Below are 18,347 nucleotides of genomic sequence, written 5' to 3'. Positions count from 1 at the left end.
GAATCTAAATCGTCTATTTTTGTAAAGATTTAAGATTAATTCTTAAAATTTCTAACTTAAAAATTTCTAATTATCCTAAATTTTTGCTTAAAACCACCTTAAAATTCGGTAATTTTTTGCGTTTTTTTGGCTAACTTTTTTGCTAAAATATTATGAAATTCATAACTTTAACTCAAATCAGCAACCTTAATTATACCATTTTCAACGTTTAGAATCTTTAGCTTAGAATCTTTAAGCCTGCTTAGCATTTTTGCTTCCAAACTTATATTTTTTAGTGCAATTTTTGTTCCATTAAACTTTTTTAGCATAATAAAATCGCCAAAAGATTCTATATTACCCTCGCAGTTTGCGTAGATTTGCAGGTTTCCTTGCGTTATGATTTTTGCACCACTATTGATATTTTTTAGAAAAATCGCATTTGCATTTAAGATTAGCTCCTCGCCATTTCGCACCGCGCGATTAAATGTGATAGTTGGGAGATTATTACTTGTAACATTATTTCCAAAGTTATTATTTATAGAATCTTTTTTAGTATTTATACTAGATTCTATAAGTTTTATAGAATCTATTGTGCTTTTAGATTCTATAGAATCTTTAGAATCTTGCGTAGTTTTAGATTCTATAATTTTAGATTCTATAAAGTTAGGATTATTAGAATCTTTTAAGCTAGATTCCACCACGCTAGTAATAATTTTATTGCTTTCTAAATCAAGGGAAAGTTTTATCTTTTTTGGTTTTAAATTATCATTTTGCTTAGAATCTTGGGAATTTATAGAATCTGTTTTTATAGAATCCACTTTTATAGAATCTTGGGAAATATTTTGCGAATTTATAGAATCTTTATTTGTAGATTCTGTAATGTTAGAATCTTTTTGCGTGTTAGATTCTTTCGCTATAAAATCTTGTGTGTAATTTTGTAACATATTATTAGAATCTTTAGAATCTATTTTTATAGAATCTTTATAATTTTTAGAATCTCCTGCTTCCTTAGATTCTAATATTTTATTAAAATTAATACCAGATTCTATAACATTAGAATCTTTTTCCTTAAAAATATCATAACTTTTTATACAAAAATAATTTAGATTTTTTGTCCGCAAAAATGCCCTTAATTTCGCATCGATTTTAAAATCAAATGCAAGGCAATGATTCTTAATAAAATACATATTTTGCGAAATATATTCAATGAGTTTTTGCGTCTCATTTTTCTTAAATTCTAAGATTATAATTTTTCGCTGCCGCATATTTATCATAAATTTACCTTAAGATTCAATAAAAGGGCGGCGGGTGGGCGATAGGTTTAAAATATAGATTCTATAATTACAAGCCTACTCCGCCATTTTAGTGAATGTTTAGAATCTAATTTAATAATTCCTAATCGCCCACCCACCGCCCTTTTTTATTACTTCAACTTATTCAAAGATTCAATACTATTCACACTAATAGTTTCAATATTTGTAATTTTATTATTTAGCCCAGCTAGCACATTTCCATTCCCAAACTCTATAAACTTTTCCACACCAACATCCACCGCCTTTAACACACACTTTTCCCACAGCACCGGCTCTACAATCTGCTTAGTCAAATTCACCAACGCATCACTTTTTAGCCGATACAACGCCAAAGTCGCATTTGAAATCACATCCACATCGCAATCCTTAATCTTAGATTCCAAAAGCTCTCCAAAGGGCTTTACAGCATCGCTCAAAAGCGGACAATGGCTTGCGATGCTCATTTTTAGTAGCATTGCACGTTTTGCCCCTGCTTCTTTCAAAGCCACCGCCAAAGATTCTAAGTCGGCTTTGACCCCGCCAACCACAATTTGCGTGCTTAAATTAAAATTTGCCGCCCACACTTTGCCGCCCTTAGTTCGACTTTCTTCGCACAATTTTGCCACGACATTAGAATCTAGCCCAAGACTAACTAGCATTCCTACTTCAGAGCCGCTTTTATCGCAGGTTTCCTGCATTAATTCGCCGCGTTTGTGTGTCAAAATTATTGCATCTTCAAAACTCGCCCCACCATTCAAACAATAGCTACTTACTTCACCCAAACTATGCCCAAAAGCAAGCGCGCATTCTAGCCCAAACTCGCTCTGTGCGACACTTTGCGCCATCGCACTAACTAGCAAAATCGCTGGTTGTGTGAATTTAGTTTGATTTAGCAAAGTTTCATCGTTTAGAATCTTATTAAAATCTTGCCCTAACGCGTCACTAGCACGCTCAACTAGCTCACGCGCGACTTTGAAATTTGCCACAAATTCACTTCCCATTCCCACACTCTGAGAACCCTGTCCGGGATAAATAAACGCCAACTTACTCATAAAAATCCTTAAAAATATGGAATCTAAAAGCCAAAATTATACAAAAATTTATAAATTAGATTCTAAATTATTTGTAACTTTAAAACAATATCATGCAACCTACTTAAATAAAACTAGGGGCGTCATTTGCAAATAACACCAAATCGCCACTTTTTAAATGCGCGGCTAGAATCTCTTGCATTTCGCCCTTATCTTTCATTATAATCTTTTGCGGTTTGCTTATCTTAGAATCTAAAAGTGCGGCATTTAGGCTACCTGTGATAATCGCAAGGTCAAAGACCTCATTTATGCGCTTTGCAAGGGCGATATTACTAGCCTCATCGCACTCAATTAAGCCAGGCGTAATAATCACCTTTCGCCCATTATGCAGGCTTGCAAGTCGCAGCGCTTCAAGCATCCCATCCAAATTCCCATTAAAACTATCATCAAGGATAATCTTGCCGCCCGCATCAATGCGTTGCAGCCGATGCTCCACAGGCTTTAAAGAAGCCACAGCGCGTTGCAAACTCTTAGAATCTAGCCCTAAGTAAAAGCCCAAAAGAGCTGCCACAGCGATATTATCCACATTAAAACGTCCCAAAATTTTCGTCTCAAAATCCACCCATTTAGAATCTAAAAGCATACTAAATTTTGTAAAACTCAAAGTAGATTCTATATTTTTGATAGAATCTGGCGGTGGATAAGTTATGATTTTACTAATATTTTCTCTAAAATCTTGCGAAATATAGTCTTTTTTAATCTCATTATCTTTATGCATAAATGCCTTAATTAATCGCTTAGAATCTAGCAATTCTAATTTAGTTTTTAGCGTATTTTCTTTGGTTTTAAAATACTCAATATGCGCACTGCCAACCTTGCCAATTACCGCGTACTGCGGGTTTAAAAGCCTTGCAATAGAATCTATATCGCCACGCGCCCTAGCCCCAGCCTCAGCCACATAAATATCGATATTTCCGCTCACATTTGCGTTAATATCAGCGACCAAACCTTTGAGCGTATTCACACTTTTTTGCGTGCGATAAACGCGGTATTTTTCACTTAGAATCTCTGCTACAAAATTTTTCATACTTGTCTTGCCAAAACTGCCTGTGATGGCGATAATTACAAGATTTTCTAGGCTTTCTATCTTTCTTTTTGCCCTATTTTTATAGCCTTGAAACAAAATAGATTCTATAATGTGCGATAAAAAAACACTTAAAAAAATGCTAAAAATATAAAGAAAAAAGCACAAAACAAGGCTAACTTTAGAATCTAAGTCATTATAAAAATAATAACTTAAACTTGATAAACTTATAAAAATTATAATGAGTAAAAAATATCGCTTCACTCGTCCTGTAAAGACTAGCTTTTTATCCAAGCCCTTTATCCATAAAATAAATGCTGGGATATAAATCGCACAAAGCCCGATAGATACGGCAATCGCGCTATATTTAATAGGTAAGGTTACTAAAAGTAACAACGTCACAATGATAGGTAGCAAGAAATAAAAAAAGTGCCATTTTTGCTTATGATGTTTAAACAAAACTCGCCCTAGCGAATAATTATACCACTGCAAATTTGTAATCAAATAATACGCCAAAAGTAAGGCTAACACAGCGAAGTTAAAAATATTTAAAATAATTTGTAAAGTTTGCATAAAAGTCCTAGATTTATTTGAATTAAATTAAAATTATAAGATTAAATTACAGAATCTATCTTATTAAAATTAAACAAAATCTCACACTTTCAAACTCGCAATTGCCTCTTTGCGATTAATCTGCTTAAAGATAAAACTCCCAGCCACAGCGATGTCTAGCCCCGCATTTTTCAATGCCAAAATGTTAGAATCTGTGATACCGCCATCGGCTTGGATTAAGCAATTTGGATTGCGTTTTTCTATCATTTCTTTTAAATCTGTGATTTTTTCGATACTAGATTCTATAAATTTCTGCCCGCCAAAGCCCGGATTTACGCTCATTACAAGCACCATATCAATATCGCCCAAAATATATTTTAGCCCCTCGATACTTGTGTGCGGATTTAGCGCCACAGCTGGGCTAATATCAAGGGCGCGAATCTTTTGGATAACGCGGTGCAAATGACGCTCAGATTCTATATGCACGCTCATATATTTGGGCTTCAGCCCCGCATACATATCGATAAATTTCTCCACGCCCTCAACCATAAAATGTATATCAAGCGGAATGGGCGTAAGCAGCGGAATCTGCTCTAGCACGCAAGGACCAATAGTCAAATTCGGCACAAAATGCCCATCCATAACATCGATATGCAGCATATCGCAACCCGCCTCAACGACACTTTTTATATCCTCTTCAAGCCGCAAGAAATTCGCAGATAGGATACTTGGCGCAACTTTCACTCTATCATCTTTGGCGAGATTATTGACAAAACTCTGGCTAGCACTAGCCTCCTCATTCATATTTCGCACCGATAAATTCGCCAAATCCTCAAGGCTGTGGCTCTCTTTTAGTGAGCTAAGCAGCTGCTCAAATTTTGGATTTAATCCTAACATAAGATTTCCTTAAAATTTGTTTAAGGTAGAATTATAGCATATAGAATCTATGTTAAATTTAAAATTATGAAAAATGTTAAATTGAAATTAGATTCTATGAATGTTTAGAATCTGTGTAGAAATTCGTAATTTTTGGAAATTTTTACAAGTAAATTTTAATCTTTTTTAATTTTTAAGATTAATTACTATATTTTTTTGCTAGAATATAGGGAGTGATTTAGAATTTTTTGAATATAAAAAGATTCTAAGTTATGAATTTTATAATTTTCACTCAAAAGGATTAGTATGAATGTAGGTATTAAAAATGTAGTTATTTCTAGCCTTATCGCTTTTAGTGCGTTAGATGCTAGTAGTTTTATAAAACCAGATTCTATAGAATCTAGCGTTAGCGACTACGAGAGAGAGAGAGAGAGAGAGAGAGTAACGCACGCGTTTTAAGCAAGGCAAACTCTAAAGATTTTATAGAATCTAGCCACGTAGATTCTATAAAACTAGCTAGTTTAGATTCTAAAAATATAGAATCTAGCTCAAAAGATTCCACACAAATGGCAAATATAGAATCTAATTTGAGAGATTCTAAAGATTCTATCACTTTGGCTAGTTTAGATTCTAAAAACATAGAATCTAGCCACGTAGATTCCATAAAACTAGCAAGTGCGGATACTAAAAGCAATGATAGAATCTTAAGCCTAAATGGTAAGATAGATTCTACAATTACCTTAGCTAATAATATAGAATCTAATAGCCAAACGCACACCCACCGCCCTATTTATAATACAGAATCTAATAAGATTCTAACTTTAGCGGATAATGAAACTTCGCAAAATATAGAATCTAGCACACAAACGCCACAAAGCCCAAGCCAAGATTCTAATACAGGGCAAAATATAAGCCAAGATTCTAACAATACGCAAAGCAACGCACAAAATAGCACACAAACAACAGATGCCAAAAAATCCTATAAATTAGAATCAGTAGTCGTCTCCGCAAGTGGTAATGAGCAAGAATACACCCTAGCCCCAGCAAGTATCAGCGTAGTAAGCCCAAAAGAAATACAAACGCGCCCCTTTAGAGACTTAGCCGAAGCCTTGCAAAATGTCCCGGGCGTAAGCATTGATGATAACGTTACAAAGACAGGCGGATATGGAATCTCCATTCGTGGTATGGGTAGTTCTTACACACTCATACTAATTGATGGGAAACGTGTGAATGCAGATTCTAGCCTTTTCCCTAATGGCTTTGGAGATTCTCAAACTAGCTTTATGCCACCACTATCCGCTATTGAGCGGATAGAAGTGATACGCGGACCAGCTTCCACGCTTTATGGTAGCGATGCAATAGGCGGCGTGGTAAATATTATTACTAAAAAGAATTTTAGCAAATGGGGCGTATCCGCTAGTTATGACTACACTTTTCAAGAAAAAAGACCATTTGGTAATACACAACGCTTTCAGTTTTTCTCTGCAGGTCCCTTAAATAGTGCTAAAAATATGGGACTTATGCTACGTGGTAGCGTATATACTAGAGATGGGGTAACTACGGCTGATTTAGCGGTAAGCCCTACTAATACAGGAGCGCTAGGCAGTAATGGCACGATACAAAACTCATCACTTACCGCTGGCGCGATAGTAGGTAGTGCGCCCGGGCGTGTGTATAATGTGGGCGGACGCTTTTTGTGGAATAGTCAATCTTATACAGGGAGCAAACCTACACATAGTGCGTATTTAGACTTAGATTATTCACAGCAAAATTATGATAATTCACTAGGGCTTGTAATGAGTAATAGAAATGCAAATTCATTTAATATCACTTGGAGTGATGAAATGTTTAAACGCAGAAGTGGCTATGAGAAAAAGTATAATATCTATCGTGGAAATGTGGTCTTAAGCCATACAGGACATTATATTGATAATGTAGATTCTATCCTTGCTAAGCTTAGTAGTGATACATCACTTATTTATAATGTAATGAATAATGATGGACGAACGGTAGCCTACACCGCTGTAACTGGTGCTGGTGGGACAGCTGATACTACAAATTATATAAGTAGTGTAAATGGCGTTACAAGTGGGGATAGCAGGGAATTATTTAGCAATGATATTATTTTAGATTCTAAAGCAAATGCGTTTTTAAATATTGCTAAGTGGTTTAATATCAATGCGACTTTGGGCGGGCGATACTGGTTTAATAGCTTTAATGATAAATTGCTACAATTATCTACAAATAGCTCTTTTAAATATCAACATATAGGTGCTTTATATGGTGAAGCGGAATTTGGCTTTTTAGATAGAATCTTTCTTACCGCTGGTATAAGGGGGAATTTTAACTCGCTTTTTGGTGCGAATATAAGTCCTAGATTCTATATCTCATATAACGCAATAGACTCTTGGCTAACTATTAAAGGTGGTATAAGCACAGGGTATAAAAGCCCAGCTCTAAATAATCTAATACCTGAAATAGTAAGTTTAAGTGGTAGCGGTCAAGCCCCAACTTATGGTAATCCAAACTTAGTGCCAGAATCTAGTATAAATTATGAATTGTCATTTTTAAGTGATAATGAGTGGTTTAGTGCGTCTATCACAGGCTTTTTTATACAATTTAATAATAAAATCACGCAAGTAGGCGGTCTTGCAGGTGGTATAACAAATGGTAGTGTCGTGCCAATCCCAGGAAGCCCTACATGTAATGCAGGACCAAACTATGGCTGCTCATATTATGATAACGCAGGGAAAGCTATAAGCTATGGTATTGAAATCTTTGCAAGTATGAAGCCTTTAAGTCTTTGGCTAGGATATTTAAGTGCAAATGCGGCATATACGTGGAATTACACAGAGATAACGCAAGATAATACCGCTAGTGATGTAGGCACACCTTTTAATGATGTGCCTTTGCATAGCTTTAATGCAAGTATAAATTATGACTTTAAAAACTATGGATTTTATTTAAGAGAAGAGATAAAAGCAGGTATATGGCGTGGGAATCCAAGCGTGGCAAACTCGGCTGCTGCGGCTTTAGGCGAATATTATAAGCCATATTTTCTAACGCATTTAGGTGGATATTATAGCTTTAATGAGAAATTTAGGCTAAATGCCGCAATCTACAATCTTTTTGATTTTAACTTTATACAATACACAGCCTATGGGACTAATAACGCAAGTTATGAAAATGCCTTTAACTATGTGCGCGAAGGTCGCCGCTACTACATAGGCATCACGATGGACTTTTAGGAATATTTAGTGATTTTTGTTATAATCTACCTTTTAATTTACATAAATGGTTGGTTACAGATGAGTATAATTAATTGCAAAATAGGTGAATTTCACGAAATAAAGTCCATAAACACAAATGATAATGAACTTTTACAACGTCTTTATTCAATGGGCATTTTCGAGGGTAACTTAATCGCACTAGAACATATATCTGCGTTTCACAATACTTATAGTATTAGTGTTTATGGCTCTCAAATTGCCTTGCGTAAAAGCGAGGCAGAAATAATTGAGGTTTAACATTCAAAAAATATTATACGTAAATTATGAATGTATAAAATCTAGATTCTAAGTAAAAGGCGTTAAATGAAACTTTGTATAGCGTTAGATATGGATAGTAGGGATTGCAACTTGGCTTTGGCTAGGGAGATTAAGGATAGTTTTAAGGAAAAATGTGCTGATATTTGGCTTAAGGTTGGCTTAAATGCCTTTATTCGAGATGGTATTAGTTTCGTGCAAGATTTACAGAATCTAGGTTTTAGAATCTTTTTAGATTTGAAACTATATGATATTCCAAATACAATGCTAAATGCGATAAAAGAAATGGACAAACTTTGTGTTGATATGGCTACAATCCATGCTAGTAGCGGACTTAAGGCGATGAAAAGTATCGCACAATATCTTAGGGAAAATAATAGTAAGATGAAAGTTATCGCGGTAAGTGCGCTTACAAGTTTTGATAATGAGATGTTTTCGCAGATTTATAATGCAAGTATAGAATCTAGCGTGCGAAATTTTGCAAATATTGTGTATAAAAGTGGTTTAGATGGGCTTGTTTGCTCTATTAGTGAAGTAGAAATTATTAAAAATATTTCACCTAGTTTGCTTTGTGTAACGCCTGGAATACGACTAGATTCTATAGAATCTAGTGACGACCAAGAGCGAATTGCCACGCCAAAAATAGCTAGGGAAAAAGGAAGCGACTTTATCGTAGTCGGTCGTCCGATATATCATGCAAAAGATAAAATAAAAGTTATAGAATCTATTTTAAAAGAAATCAAATAGCCTATATCACATATTTTTCTTGCGTTGTGGTTTGTGGGTATTTTAGGGCTTCATAGATTTCTTCTTGCAAGTTGTTAAAGTAGGAATCTTGCTTGTTATATTCCCTATTTTGCGTGATTTGCAAGGCGATGTTGCCCTCGATATTATTCATCACCACGATTTTGCTGCCTAAAATCATAGATTCTATCACATCATGCGTCACAAAAATGCAAGTGGTCTTAAGCCGCTGCACGATTAATTTTAGCTCATTTTGCAAATTCTCGCGCGTAAAGCTATCAAGCGCACCAAATGGCTCATCCATCAAAAGCACTTCAGGCTCGACACTAAGGGCGCGCGCGATACTTACGCGGCTTTGCTGACCGCCGCTTAGCTCATGTGGGAATTTATAAATATGCTCCTTTAGTCCTACAAGCTCAAGATAGTTTAGTGCGATGTCCTTAATCTCACCCTTAGATTTTTTAATATTTGCCGCAGCAAGACTTGATTTTAAGGCGAAAATGACTTGATTTAGCGCATTTTTCCACGGCAAAAGCACATAATTTTGAAACACTTTAATACGCGTAGGCGAAAGGTTGAGTGTGTGTGTATAAACTTTAGAATCTATGCTAATCTCGCCGCTATCAAAGCTACTAAATCCGCCCAAAATATTAAGCAAAGTGGTTTTCCCACAGCCACTACTGCCAAGCAAGGTCACAAAATCACCAGCGTTTATATCAAGGGAAATGCCACGCAAGATTCTAGCTTTATCATAACTTTTTGTAAGGTTTTTAATGGAGATATTTTGCATATTAAAACTTTTAAGGTAAAAAATTCTAATTCAACGAACTATTATAAATATACTGCACAGGGCGGCGGAAGTCCATTCTAGTAATCGTATCACTCATCAAAGTATTAAGCACCTGCAAATCCGTGTAAGTCCCAGTCTCAATCGTAGTCGTGCCAGCCACATACAGCACACGCACCTTTTTATACACATCAAGCCAGTCAAACGAAATCTTGTAAGAATCGCGTATCGGTCGCTTAATGCTATTCGCAGTCGCCTCGCTATTTTTGGTATCCACGCTACATCGCGGCACGCCATTTACCACATTACACACACCTGTCGCGTTAAAAGTGTATTGATAGTTGCTAGATGGGTCAAGCCGCTCCTTGCTAACCTTTACATGTATCACATTTCGCGCGAAACTTGGGTCAATTTGCCCTTGCAAATAAATGTTGTTAAAGCCACGTTTTTTAAAATATTCCAAAGCCAAACCAGCGTAATATTTCGAGCTTAAATCCCACGGGTCAGCCACGATGATAGTTGGCGCATTCGTGTCAAAATCGTAAGTTGGCAGCACCGTTGAGTAGTATTCAGCCTTAAGCCCTTTGCCACCAAAAATGGAACATCCCAAAAAGAATGCAACAACAAAAGCATTAAATGCCATAATTACAAATATTTTTCTATATTCCCTTATATTACAATAACGTCCCATCATAACAATCCTTGCAGTTGCATATTAGAGTTTAAAATTCATTAGCAAAAAGGATTCCAAACTTTAATTTATAGAATCTAACCTTTTAACTTCTTCTCAAGGTTTTCAATGCACTCCCAGGTTTTGACTACGGAGTCGGGGTTCAAGGAGACGGATGTGATGCCCTCTTTTACTAAAAATTCGGCTACTTCTGGGTAGTCACTTGGGGCTTGACCGCAGATTCCACAATATTTATTGTGTTTTTTACAGGCTTGGATGGCTTGTTTAAACATTTCTAGCATAGCTGGATTTCTCTCATCAAATATGTGGCTAACTAAGTCGCCATCTCTATCCACGCCTAAGGTTAGCTGTGTTAAATCATTTGAACCGATTGAGTAGCCATCAAAAAGGCTTAAAAATTCATCCGCTAAGATAATATTTACAGGCAGTTCGCACATTACATAGATTTCTAGTCCATTTTCGCCCTGCACTAGCCCATTTTTCCGCATAATTTCTAGCACTTTTCGCCCCTCATCTGGCGTGCGTAAGAATGGAATCATAATTTTCATATTAGTTAGCCCCATTTCATCACGCACCATAGCCAACGCCTGACACTCCCACTCAAATGCAGCGCGATACTGCGGTGAGTAGTAGCGAGATGCCCCGCGATACCCTAGCATAGGGTTTTCCTCTTGAGGCTCATAAAATTCGCCCGAAATCATACCGCGATACTCATTACTCTTAAAATCACTTGTCCGCACAATCACAGGCTTAGGATAAAACGCGGATGCAATCATCCCCATACCCTCCGCGATTTTTTTCACAAAAAAGTCTTTTGGGCTATCATATCCATGTATTAGTTTCACAACCTCATCTTGGTTATGTATCGTCTTATCATTTTGCAAGTCAAGCAATGCCAAAGGGTGTGCGACAATTTGGTGCAAAATAATATGCTCCATTCGTGCTAAACCTACGCCATGATTTGGTATCATTGAAAAACCAAAGGCTTTTGCTGGGTCGCCGACATTCATATAGATTTTCGCCTTTGTCTCGCCTAAATGCTCTAGGCTAACAGATTCTACTTCGTAATCGTGGATTCCTGCATATACATACCCCTCTTCGCCCTCAGCGCACGATACGGTTACCTCCATACCTGTGTAAAGCCGCTCTGTTGCGCCATTTGCTCCAACTATCGTAGGCACGCCGATTTCCCTTGCGACTATGGCAGCGTGGCACGTTCGTCCGCCGCGATTTGTAATAACTGCTGCTGCCTTTTTCATTACCGGCTCCCAGTCTGGGTCAGTATTATCAGTTACTAGAATCTCGCCATCCTTAAAGGTATTCATGTGTTCTATATCATTTATGATTCTAACTTTTCCATTGCCGATTTTAGTGCCAATTGCCATTCCTTTTAGCACGATTTCACGTTTTTCATCTGGGTTTTTAAAGTGGAATTTCTCAATTTTTGCGCCTTTTCTTTGGCTTTGCACGGTTTCAGGTCGCGCTTGGACTATAAAAATCTCGCCACTTTGCCCATCTTTAGCCCATTCCATATCCATAGGGCGATATTCGCCTGCTTCTTGCGTATAGTGCTTTTCAATATTTATCGCATATCTTGCTAGTGTCAAAACATCCTCATCAGTGATAGAAAAGCTCTCCATTTCTTGATGTGTCGCCTTTACATTCATCGTAGGCTTTTCACTACCAACGGGGGCATATACCATTTTCACATCTTTTGTGCCTAGCTTCCTTTTAATTATAGGTCGTTTGCCCTGCTCTAAAGTCGGCTTAAATACATAAAATTCATCCGGATTAACCGTGCCACCCACGACATTTTCACCTAAGCCCCAAGAACTTGTGATAAACACCGCATCCTTAAAGCCTGTCTCAGTATCAATGCTAAACATAACCCCAGCCGCACCTTTATCAGCCCTAACCATCTTTTGCACGCCAACACTTAAGGCGACTTTAAAATGGTCAAAGCCCTTGCTAGAGCGGTAACTTGTCGCCCTATGCGTAAAAAGGGACGCAAAACACGACTTAATATAATGCACAAGCCGCTCCTTACCCTTAACACTCAAATATGTATCTTGCTGCCCAGCAAAACTAGCATCAGGCAAATCTTCCGCAGTAGCACTACTTCTAACCGCGACATCCGCCTCCTCCATACCATAACGCGCCGATAATTTCTCATAGGCTAAGAAAATCTCCTCTTTTAAATCGCTAGGCAAAGGCGTGCTAAAAATTAGCTTTCTTATCTCGCTACATCGATTGCGAAGCACGTCCATCTCGGTATAATCCACATCTTTTAACAAATCCTTGATTTTTTGCTCAATGCCGCCGCTACGGAGCAGATACCAGTAAGCATCGCTAGTGATAGCAAAGCCATCAGGCACTTTAATCCCGACAGAAACAAGCTCTTTAAACATCTCGCCGATACTCGCATTCTTACCGCCAACAAGCGGGACATCCTTATTATTCAGCTCTTCAAAGAATTTTATATACTTCACAATCTCTCTCCATTTAGAAATGCTATATTTTAGTGAAAAAAAGTAAAAAAGATTCAAAATATTCAAAAAAATGTAAAATTTGTAATCTTGTGTGGTAAAAAGTTAGAATCTATTAGGTTGTTAGCTTAGTTTCTTGTTATTTTTACTAAAGATTTATAATAAAATTTTACATATTTTGCAATAAATTCGTTATTTTGGGTTGTATTTTGAGAATCTTTACTTAAAAATTACTTTAATGTGATATTCATTCTTATATTTTTTATGGTAGAATTGCAAACATATTATTTTTTAAAGAAATGAATATGTTGTGTAGAATCTTAGTTTTTTTATTATTTATTAATATTGCGATAAGTAAAGATTCTATAGAATCTAACAACATAGAAACCAAACAAAACATAGAATCTATAACCCTAGCAAGTAACGATATAATTCAAATAAATACCACCGATAAACAAATCGAGCTAATAAACCAAGATTTAGCCCAAAATAATATAGAATCTAAGAAAGATTTAAACCAAGATTTAGCCCAAAATAATATAAAATCTAACACAATAGAAAGCCTAGAAAATGAAGAACTAGCCTTAAATGATAATTTCCCCCCACCGCGTGAGAGCTACACCATAGATAAAGTCGTCACATCCGTTAAGGGAACTGAGCAATTACTCAAAGATGCCCCCGCAAGTATCACCATTATCACAAGCGATGAGCTAGAAAATAAGCCACACCGCGACTTAGCCGAAGCTTTAGCAGATATTCCTGGCATTGATACTGCTACGCATATCGGTAAGACGGGCGGTTTTAATATTTCCATTCGCGGAATGCCAGCTAGCTACACGCTCATCCTAATCGATGGCAAACGCGTTAGCAGCGGTGGCGATGTCAATACTGCAAATATCGGCTATAGCGAGGCAAACACGAGCTTTATGCCGCCACTAAATGCAATAGAGCGAATCGAAGTGATACGCGGTCCTATGGGGACACTTTATGGTAGTGATGCTATCGGTGGCGTGGTAAATATCATCACTAAAAAAAGCTTTGATAAGGCTGGGGTAAATCTTAGCTTTGATACGATACAAAATGAAAATCGCAATTTTGGCGCAAATTATATGCTAAATTTTTATGCGGTTACACCTTTAATAAAGGATAAACTAGGCTTACAAATTCGCGGTAGATATATGTTTCGCCCTGAATCTAGGGTAAATTATACCTACGAAATAACGCAAAATCCGCCAACTGATTTAAACGCAAATACCACAAGATTCCCAAATAAGGGTGAATTTGTAACGCAAAGCCCACGATTTACAGGCTCTCCTACAAGAGCTTTCATACACGATACAGCTTTTAGGCTTCTTTTTAATCCAAGTGAGAATCACAATCTATATTTTGACGTGCAATATGCTGGGCAGATTTATGATAATAGCAAAGGGCAAATTGACTTCCCACAAAGCACGGCTAGTGAATACAAAATCACGCGAAATAACTATGTCCTAAATCACCGCGGCGATATGCAAAATAGCGTTAGTTGGAATATGGATAACACAATTCTTTTTAATATTAATGAGAATGATGGCAGGCTTACAGGCACGCAGCCAAACCGCCCGCGTGAGATAAAGGCAAAGGATTTGATAGTAGATTCTAAACATTTTTTTGACTTGCCTTTTAGCAATTCTTTGAGCGTTGGAATCTATTATTGGTATGCGTGGATGCAGGATTTTATCGCTACGCCGCATTCATTTTCGCAACACACAATTTCGCTATTTGCTGAGAATGAATGGGAGGCATTTGATGGGTTTAAGATTACACTTGGAATGCGTGAAGACTGGAACTCGCGGTTTGGATTCCACAGCTCCCCTAAGGCGTATATTGTGTATGAAGCCTTGCCTGATTACTTGATACTAAAAGGTGGTGTAAGTATGGGTTATAAAGCGCCCTTTTTAAATGAGCTAATTGATGGGAGATTTGGCGCGGATGGTCCAGCGGAGTTTTTTGGGAATCCGGATTTAAAGCCAGAATCTTCGCTCTCTAGCGAAATTAGCGTAATTAGTGATAATGAATATTTTGAGTTGGGGGCGACTTATTTTTACTCACTTTTTTGGGATAAAATTGATTTTTCTTTGCCGGTAAATAACGATGTAAAGCGTATAAATGTGGGTCGTAGCTATATTCAAGGCGTAGAGACTTATTTTGGTATTAAGCCATTTTGGGGGCTAAATTTTGATATTAATTATACATTTTTAGATTCTATGCAGCTAACAGGTTTAATGCGTGGGAAGCCGCTGAATGACACGATACATCATCGCTTAAATGCGCGGCTTGGCTATACTTTTAAGGATTTGAATGTGTATGTGCGTGGGGAGCTTTTTGGGGAGCGATTTCGCGGGACGTCAAGCTTGGCAGAGCGCGCTGCTTTGGGCGAATATTACAAACCTTATTTTTTATTGCACTTAGGAGCGACTTATAGAATCAATTCGCGTTTTAAACTAAATTTTGCTGTGTATAATCTTTTGGATGTGAATTTCGCCCGATATACGCAGTATGGCTGGGAAAGCTCTGCTGTTGGCTCTTCTGGCTCTTCTAGCTCTGGCGGCTCTGGCGGCTCTTCTAGCTCTGGTGGCTCTGGTTCTAGCGGTGGCGGTTTGGGTGGCTCATCTGGCGGTTCGGGTTCTGCTGGTTCTGCTGGTGGCTCTAGCGGTTCTGCTGGTGCTAACACACGAAACTACACAGGAAACGCTTTGGCTGGAAACGCCTATCCATTCATAATCGAAGGTCGCCGCTACTACGCAAGCATAAATATGGAATTCTAAATCTAAAAAATACACAATTTGTCAATTTGACGCTTCAATGATAATTTTCACATCCACAAATTCGCCGAGCAATTCACGTGGCGTGGTGGGCGAAATGTTAAAATCAAAGCGATTAATCCTGCCCTCTAAAACAATGCCTAGCACATTATCACCAAAGCTCACATAGCAGCCGCAATCTTCCTTATTATCGCTTAAATCTTGCGTTGGAAAGTGCGGATTAATTAATACATTTTGCGTGTTAGAATTAGTGCTAAATAGCGGATTTACCGGGCTTTTAGATTCAATATTTTGCTTGCTTTTAGAATCTTTAGAATCTTTTATATCAAGGCTAGGATTGCGAATGGGACCTGTGATTTTCACATTGAACTTTACAATTTTTGTAATTCCATTTATACTAACTTTTGCATATAAAATATTATCTTTTTTGGAAGTAGATTCTAAACTAATATTCTTAATTATGAAAAAATCGGTATTCCTTAGCTCCTCATCGCGCCCCACATTAAACGAATTGACACTATCCACATCTAGCGAGCCCTGCAATCGCAAATCACGCGTATTTTTATCATAAAAAATCTGCCCGCTAAAATCAGTGAAAACGCCGATAGTATCGGCAACACTCAAGTGCTTTACCGCGAAACTCACACTTGAATGCGTTGGGTCTAGCATATATTCTTGCAAATTTTGCGATTTAGATTCTATATTTTTAGATTCTTTGCTTTTAGATTCTACATTTTTAGAATTTTGGCTTTTAGATTTTATAGAATCTTGCGACTTTAAAGCCTCTTTAGCAAACATAGAATCTAAGCAAAAAATCGCACACAAAACGCCCAAAAAGATTCTAAATTTTCTCATTTTCACCCCTTTATTCGCATAATCTAAAACGCATATTCTACTTTTTTAAAAACAATATTTAAATAATTCTCATTTTATAATATCCTTTGAGTTATAAATATAAATTTATAGAATCTACATCTTTTCCCATTCGGTGATGTTGCCTGGTTTGTCCATTATGGCGATGCCTTGTGCTAGTAGTTCATCGCGGATGGAGTCGGCTAGGGCGAAGTCTTTATTTTTTTTCGCTTCTAAACGCGCATTGATTTTAGATTCTATATCTTTTTTCATTTCATCACTTACGCCTAGCTGAAAATATTCCACAAAGCTAAGTGCCCCCAAGCCTAAAGTAAAATCAATTAGCTCTAAAGTGGCTTTCAACCTTGCTTTTAACGCCTTATCTTTTGGGTTAGAATCTAGCAATTCGTTCGCTTCTTTTAAAAATTCCTCAACCACGCTTAAAGCCAAAGAAATGTTTAAATCATCGCTTAAACTTTCAAAAAATTTCGCACTAAACGCAGTATCACATTCACGCAAAATCCGCTCTAAATGCGAATGCCAAGCCTTAGAATCTAGCAAATTTTTAGAATCTAAATGAGAATTTGCCGTAAAATCAAGCCGCTTTTTCAACCGATAAATCTTATCAAGCCGCTTTTTTGACGCTAATAAATCCTCCTCATTAAAATTTAGCGCAGCGCGATAGTGAAACCCAAGCAAATAATTGCGTAAAATCTCGCCGTGATAGGATTTTAAAGCGTCTTTAATAAAAAAACTATTCCCAAGCGACTTACTCATTTTTTCGCCATTGATATTCACAAAACCATTGTGTAGCCAGTATTTCGCGATTTCCTTATTATGCAAACATCGCGTTTGACTTGCCTCATTTTCGTGGTGCGGGAAAAACAAATCCGCGCCACCCGCGTGAATGTCGATTTGAAACTCGCCATCTTTGTAGGCAAGGGCAGAATCTATCATCGCGGAGCATTCGATATGCCAGCCCGGACGCCCTTTTCTTAGCCTTGAGTTTGCCACTTCATAGCCGATGTCGCTGCTGCCCTTGTAGGCTTTCCATAGGGCAAAGTCGCGCGCATCTTTTTTACCCTCCGCGTTTTCTACGCGATTTATGGAATCTTCGGCATTTAGGTGGTGTGAGAGTGTGCCGTATTTGGCGTCTTTAGCGACTTCTAAATACACATCGCCGCTTGGCAACTCGTAAGCCACGCCTTTGTCTAGCAAGGATTCTATAAATGTTACGATTCGTGACAAGTAGTGCATTGCGCGTGGCTCGATTGTGGGTCGCAAGACATTTAGTTCGCTCATTTCTTTGAGATAAGATTCTATGTGTTTGCTTGCCAAAGTTTCCACGCTCACGCCTGTTTGCAGGGCTTTGTTGATTAATTTATCATCGATGTCGGTGAAATTTTTAGCGAGTATCACCTCAAAGCCTTGCGTGATTAAAAATCGCGTTAATAAATCAAAGCTAATAGAGCTTCTAGCATGTCCTAAATGTGCGTCATCATAGACCGTGGGACCGCATATATACATAGTTATTTTTTTTTCTTTCATAGGGGTTAGGGTCGTTTTTTCTTTCAAATGTGAGTCGAATATCTTCATTATTTTCCTTAAATTAACACTTTAGTTA

General features: G+C 37.4%; 15 protein-coding genes. 5 read left to right on the top strand and 10 right to left on the bottom strand.

Annotated features, from left to right (window positions below; all coding sequences use genetic code 11):
* Nucleotides 1-167: 167 nt before the first annotated feature.
* From LS64_RS01315 to rpe, 4 genes are all read right to left on the bottom strand, one after another.
* Entirely contained in the window at nt 168-1,253 is a 1,086-nt protein-coding gene (locus LS64_RS01315; protein WP_052062653.1) for a hypothetical protein, read from the bottom strand.
* A 149-nt stretch (nt 1,254-1,402) separates the two neighbouring features.
* Complete coding sequence (gene fabD, locus LS64_RS01310; RefSeq protein WP_034573316.1) at nt 1,403-2,323, bottom strand: ACP S-malonyltransferase; 921 nt, start codon at nt 2,321-2,323, stop codon at nt 1,403-1,405.
* A gap of 103 nt (nt 2,324-2,426) precedes the next feature.
* Entirely contained in the window at nt 2,427-3,959 is a 1,533-nt protein-coding gene (locus LS64_RS01305) for a Mur ligase family protein (RefSeq protein WP_034573319.1), read from the bottom strand.
* Between the two features lie 81 nt (nt 3,960-4,040).
* Nucleotides 4,041-4,682 carry a ribulose-phosphate 3-epimerase gene (gene rpe / locus LS64_RS01300; protein WP_034574945.1) on the bottom strand — a complete coding sequence of 214 codons (642 nt, stop codon included), beginning with the start codon at nt 4,680-4,682 and terminating at the stop codon, nt 4,041-4,043.
* A 438-nt stretch (nt 4,683-5,120) separates the two neighbouring features.
* Between rpe and LS64_RS12265 the strand changes: the two genes are divergently transcribed.
* Nucleotides 5,121-5,273, top strand: a complete 153-nt coding sequence (locus tag LS64_RS12265; RefSeq protein ID WP_160662255.1) for a hypothetical protein — start codon at nt 5,121-5,123, stop codon at nt 5,271-5,273.
* On the opposite strand, the gene LS64_RS12260 is transcribed toward LS64_RS12265, so the two are convergent.
* Nucleotides 5,221-5,376: a hypothetical protein gene (locus LS64_RS12260; protein WP_160662253.1), complete on the bottom strand. Its 156-nt coding sequence runs from the start codon at nt 5,374-5,376 to the stop codon at nt 5,221-5,223. The two genes, LS64_RS12265 and LS64_RS12260, sit on opposite strands and share 53 nt — an antisense overlap.
* Before the next feature lie 4 nt (nt 5,377-5,380).
* Between LS64_RS12260 and LS64_RS01295 the strand changes: the two genes are divergently transcribed.
* The 3 genes from LS64_RS01295 (at nt 5,381) to pyrF (ending at nt 9,106) form a co-directional block, all read left to right on the top strand.
* The gene (locus LS64_RS01295) at nt 5,381-8,062 is read left to right on the top strand and encodes a TonB-dependent receptor domain-containing protein (RefSeq protein WP_034573322.1); all 2,682 of its coding nucleotides are present in this window, start codon (nt 5,381-5,383) and stop codon (nt 8,060-8,062) included.
* Between the two features lie 60 nt (nt 8,063-8,122).
* Nucleotides 8,123-8,341, top strand: a complete 219-nt coding sequence (locus LS64_RS01290; protein ID WP_034574947.1) for a FeoA family protein — start codon at nt 8,123-8,125, stop codon at nt 8,339-8,341.
* Between the two features lie 66 nt (nt 8,342-8,407).
* Nucleotides 8,408-9,106: an orotidine-5'-phosphate decarboxylase gene (pyrF, locus tag LS64_RS01285; RefSeq protein WP_034573324.1), complete on the top strand. Its 699-nt coding sequence runs from the start codon at nt 8,408-8,410 to the stop codon at nt 9,104-9,106.
* Nucleotide 9,107: 1 nt separating this feature from the next.
* On the opposite strand, the gene LS64_RS01280 is transcribed toward pyrF, so the two are convergent.
* The 3 genes from LS64_RS01280 to ppsA form a co-directional block, all read right to left on the bottom strand.
* Complete coding sequence (locus LS64_RS01280) at nt 9,108-9,893, bottom strand: ABC transporter ATP-binding protein (RefSeq protein ID WP_052062655.1); 786 nt, start codon at nt 9,891-9,893, stop codon at nt 9,108-9,110.
* 25 nt (nt 9,894-9,918) lie between these two features.
* Nucleotides 9,919-10,584, bottom strand: coding sequence for a hypothetical protein (locus tag LS64_RS01275; RefSeq protein ID WP_034573327.1), 666 nt, complete (start codon nt 10,582-10,584; stop codon nt 9,919-9,921).
* 74 nt (nt 10,585-10,658) lie between these two features.
* The gene (ppsA, locus tag LS64_RS01270; RefSeq protein WP_034573329.1) at nt 10,659-13,070 is read right to left on the bottom strand and encodes a pyruvate, water dikinase; all 2,412 of its coding nucleotides are present in this window, start codon (nt 13,068-13,070) and stop codon (nt 10,659-10,661) included.
* 302 nt (nt 13,071-13,372) lie between these two features.
* On the opposite strand from ppsA, the gene LS64_RS01265 reads away from it, so the two are divergent.
* A complete protein-coding gene (locus tag LS64_RS01265; RefSeq protein ID WP_034573330.1) occupies nt 13,373-15,874 on the top strand; it encodes a TonB-dependent receptor domain-containing protein in 2,502 nt (833 codons plus the stop codon).
* A gap of 21 nt (nt 15,875-15,895) precedes the next feature.
* Here LS64_RS01265 and LS64_RS01260 read toward each other — a convergent pair whose 3' ends face one another.
* On the bottom strand, nt 15,896-16,726 hold the full coding sequence (locus LS64_RS01260; RefSeq protein WP_237416248.1) for a YceI family protein: 831 nt from the start codon (nt 16,724-16,726) through the stop codon (nt 15,896-15,898).
* A gap of 114 nt (nt 16,727-16,840) precedes the next feature.
* On the bottom strand, nt 16,841-18,319 hold the full coding sequence (cysS, locus tag LS64_RS01255; protein ID WP_034573332.1) for a cysteine--tRNA ligase: 1,479 nt from the start codon (nt 18,317-18,319) through the stop codon (nt 16,841-16,843).
* Nucleotides 18,320-18,347: the final 28 nt, after the last annotated feature.

The organism is Helicobacter saguini, from assembly GCF_000762875.2.
Lineage (GTDB): Bacteria > Campylobacterota > Campylobacteria > Campylobacterales > Helicobacteraceae > Helicobacter_A > Helicobacter_A saguini.
Note: the sequence above shows the minus strand (reverse complement) of the source record. Positions and strands in the feature narration are given on the sequence as shown.

What these genes read in the sequence shown, in the direction of transcription:
- LS64_RS01315 (WP_052062653.1), bottom strand. Translation starts at nt 1,253, where the DNA reads ATGATAAATATGCGGCAGCGAAAAATTATAATCTTAGAATTTAAGAAA.
- fabD (WP_034573316.1), bottom strand. Translation starts at nt 2,323, where the DNA reads ATGAGTAAGTTGGCGTTTATTTATCCCGGACAGGGTTCTCAGAGTGTG.
- LS64_RS01305 (WP_034573319.1), bottom strand. Translation starts at nt 3,959, where the DNA reads ATGCAAACTTTACAAATTATTTTAAATATTTTTAACTTCGCTGTGTTA.
- LS64_RS12265 (WP_160662255.1), top strand. Translation starts at nt 5,121, where the DNA reads ATGAATGTAGGTATTAAAAATGTAGTTATTTCTAGCCTTATCGCTTTT.
- LS64_RS01295 (WP_034573322.1), top strand. Translation starts at nt 5,381, where the DNA reads ATGGCAAATATAGAATCTAATTTGAGAGATTCTAAAGATTCTATCACT.
- LS64_RS01290 (WP_034574947.1), top strand. Translation starts at nt 8,123, where the DNA reads ATGAGTATAATTAATTGCAAAATAGGTGAATTTCACGAAATAAAGTCC.
- pyrF (WP_034573324.1), top strand. Translation starts at nt 8,408, where the DNA reads ATGAAACTTTGTATAGCGTTAGATATGGATAGTAGGGATTGCAACTTG.
- LS64_RS01280 (WP_052062655.1), bottom strand. Translation starts at nt 9,893, where the DNA reads ATGCAAAATATCTCCATTAAAAACCTTACAAAAAGTTATGATAAAGCT.
- LS64_RS01275 (WP_034573327.1), bottom strand. Translation starts at nt 10,584, where the DNA reads ATGATGGGACGTTATTGTAATATAAGGGAATATAGAAAAATATTTGTA.
- LS64_RS01265 (WP_034573330.1), top strand. Translation starts at nt 13,373, where the DNA reads ATGTTGTGTAGAATCTTAGTTTTTTTATTATTTATTAATATTGCGATA.
- LS64_RS01260 (WP_237416248.1), bottom strand. Translation starts at nt 16,726, where the DNA reads ATGAGAAAATTTAGAATCTTTTTGGGCGTTTTGTGTGCGATTTTTTGC.
- cysS (WP_034573332.1), bottom strand. Translation starts at nt 18,319, where the DNA reads ATGAAGATATTCGACTCACATTTGAAAGAAAAAACGACCCTAACCCCT.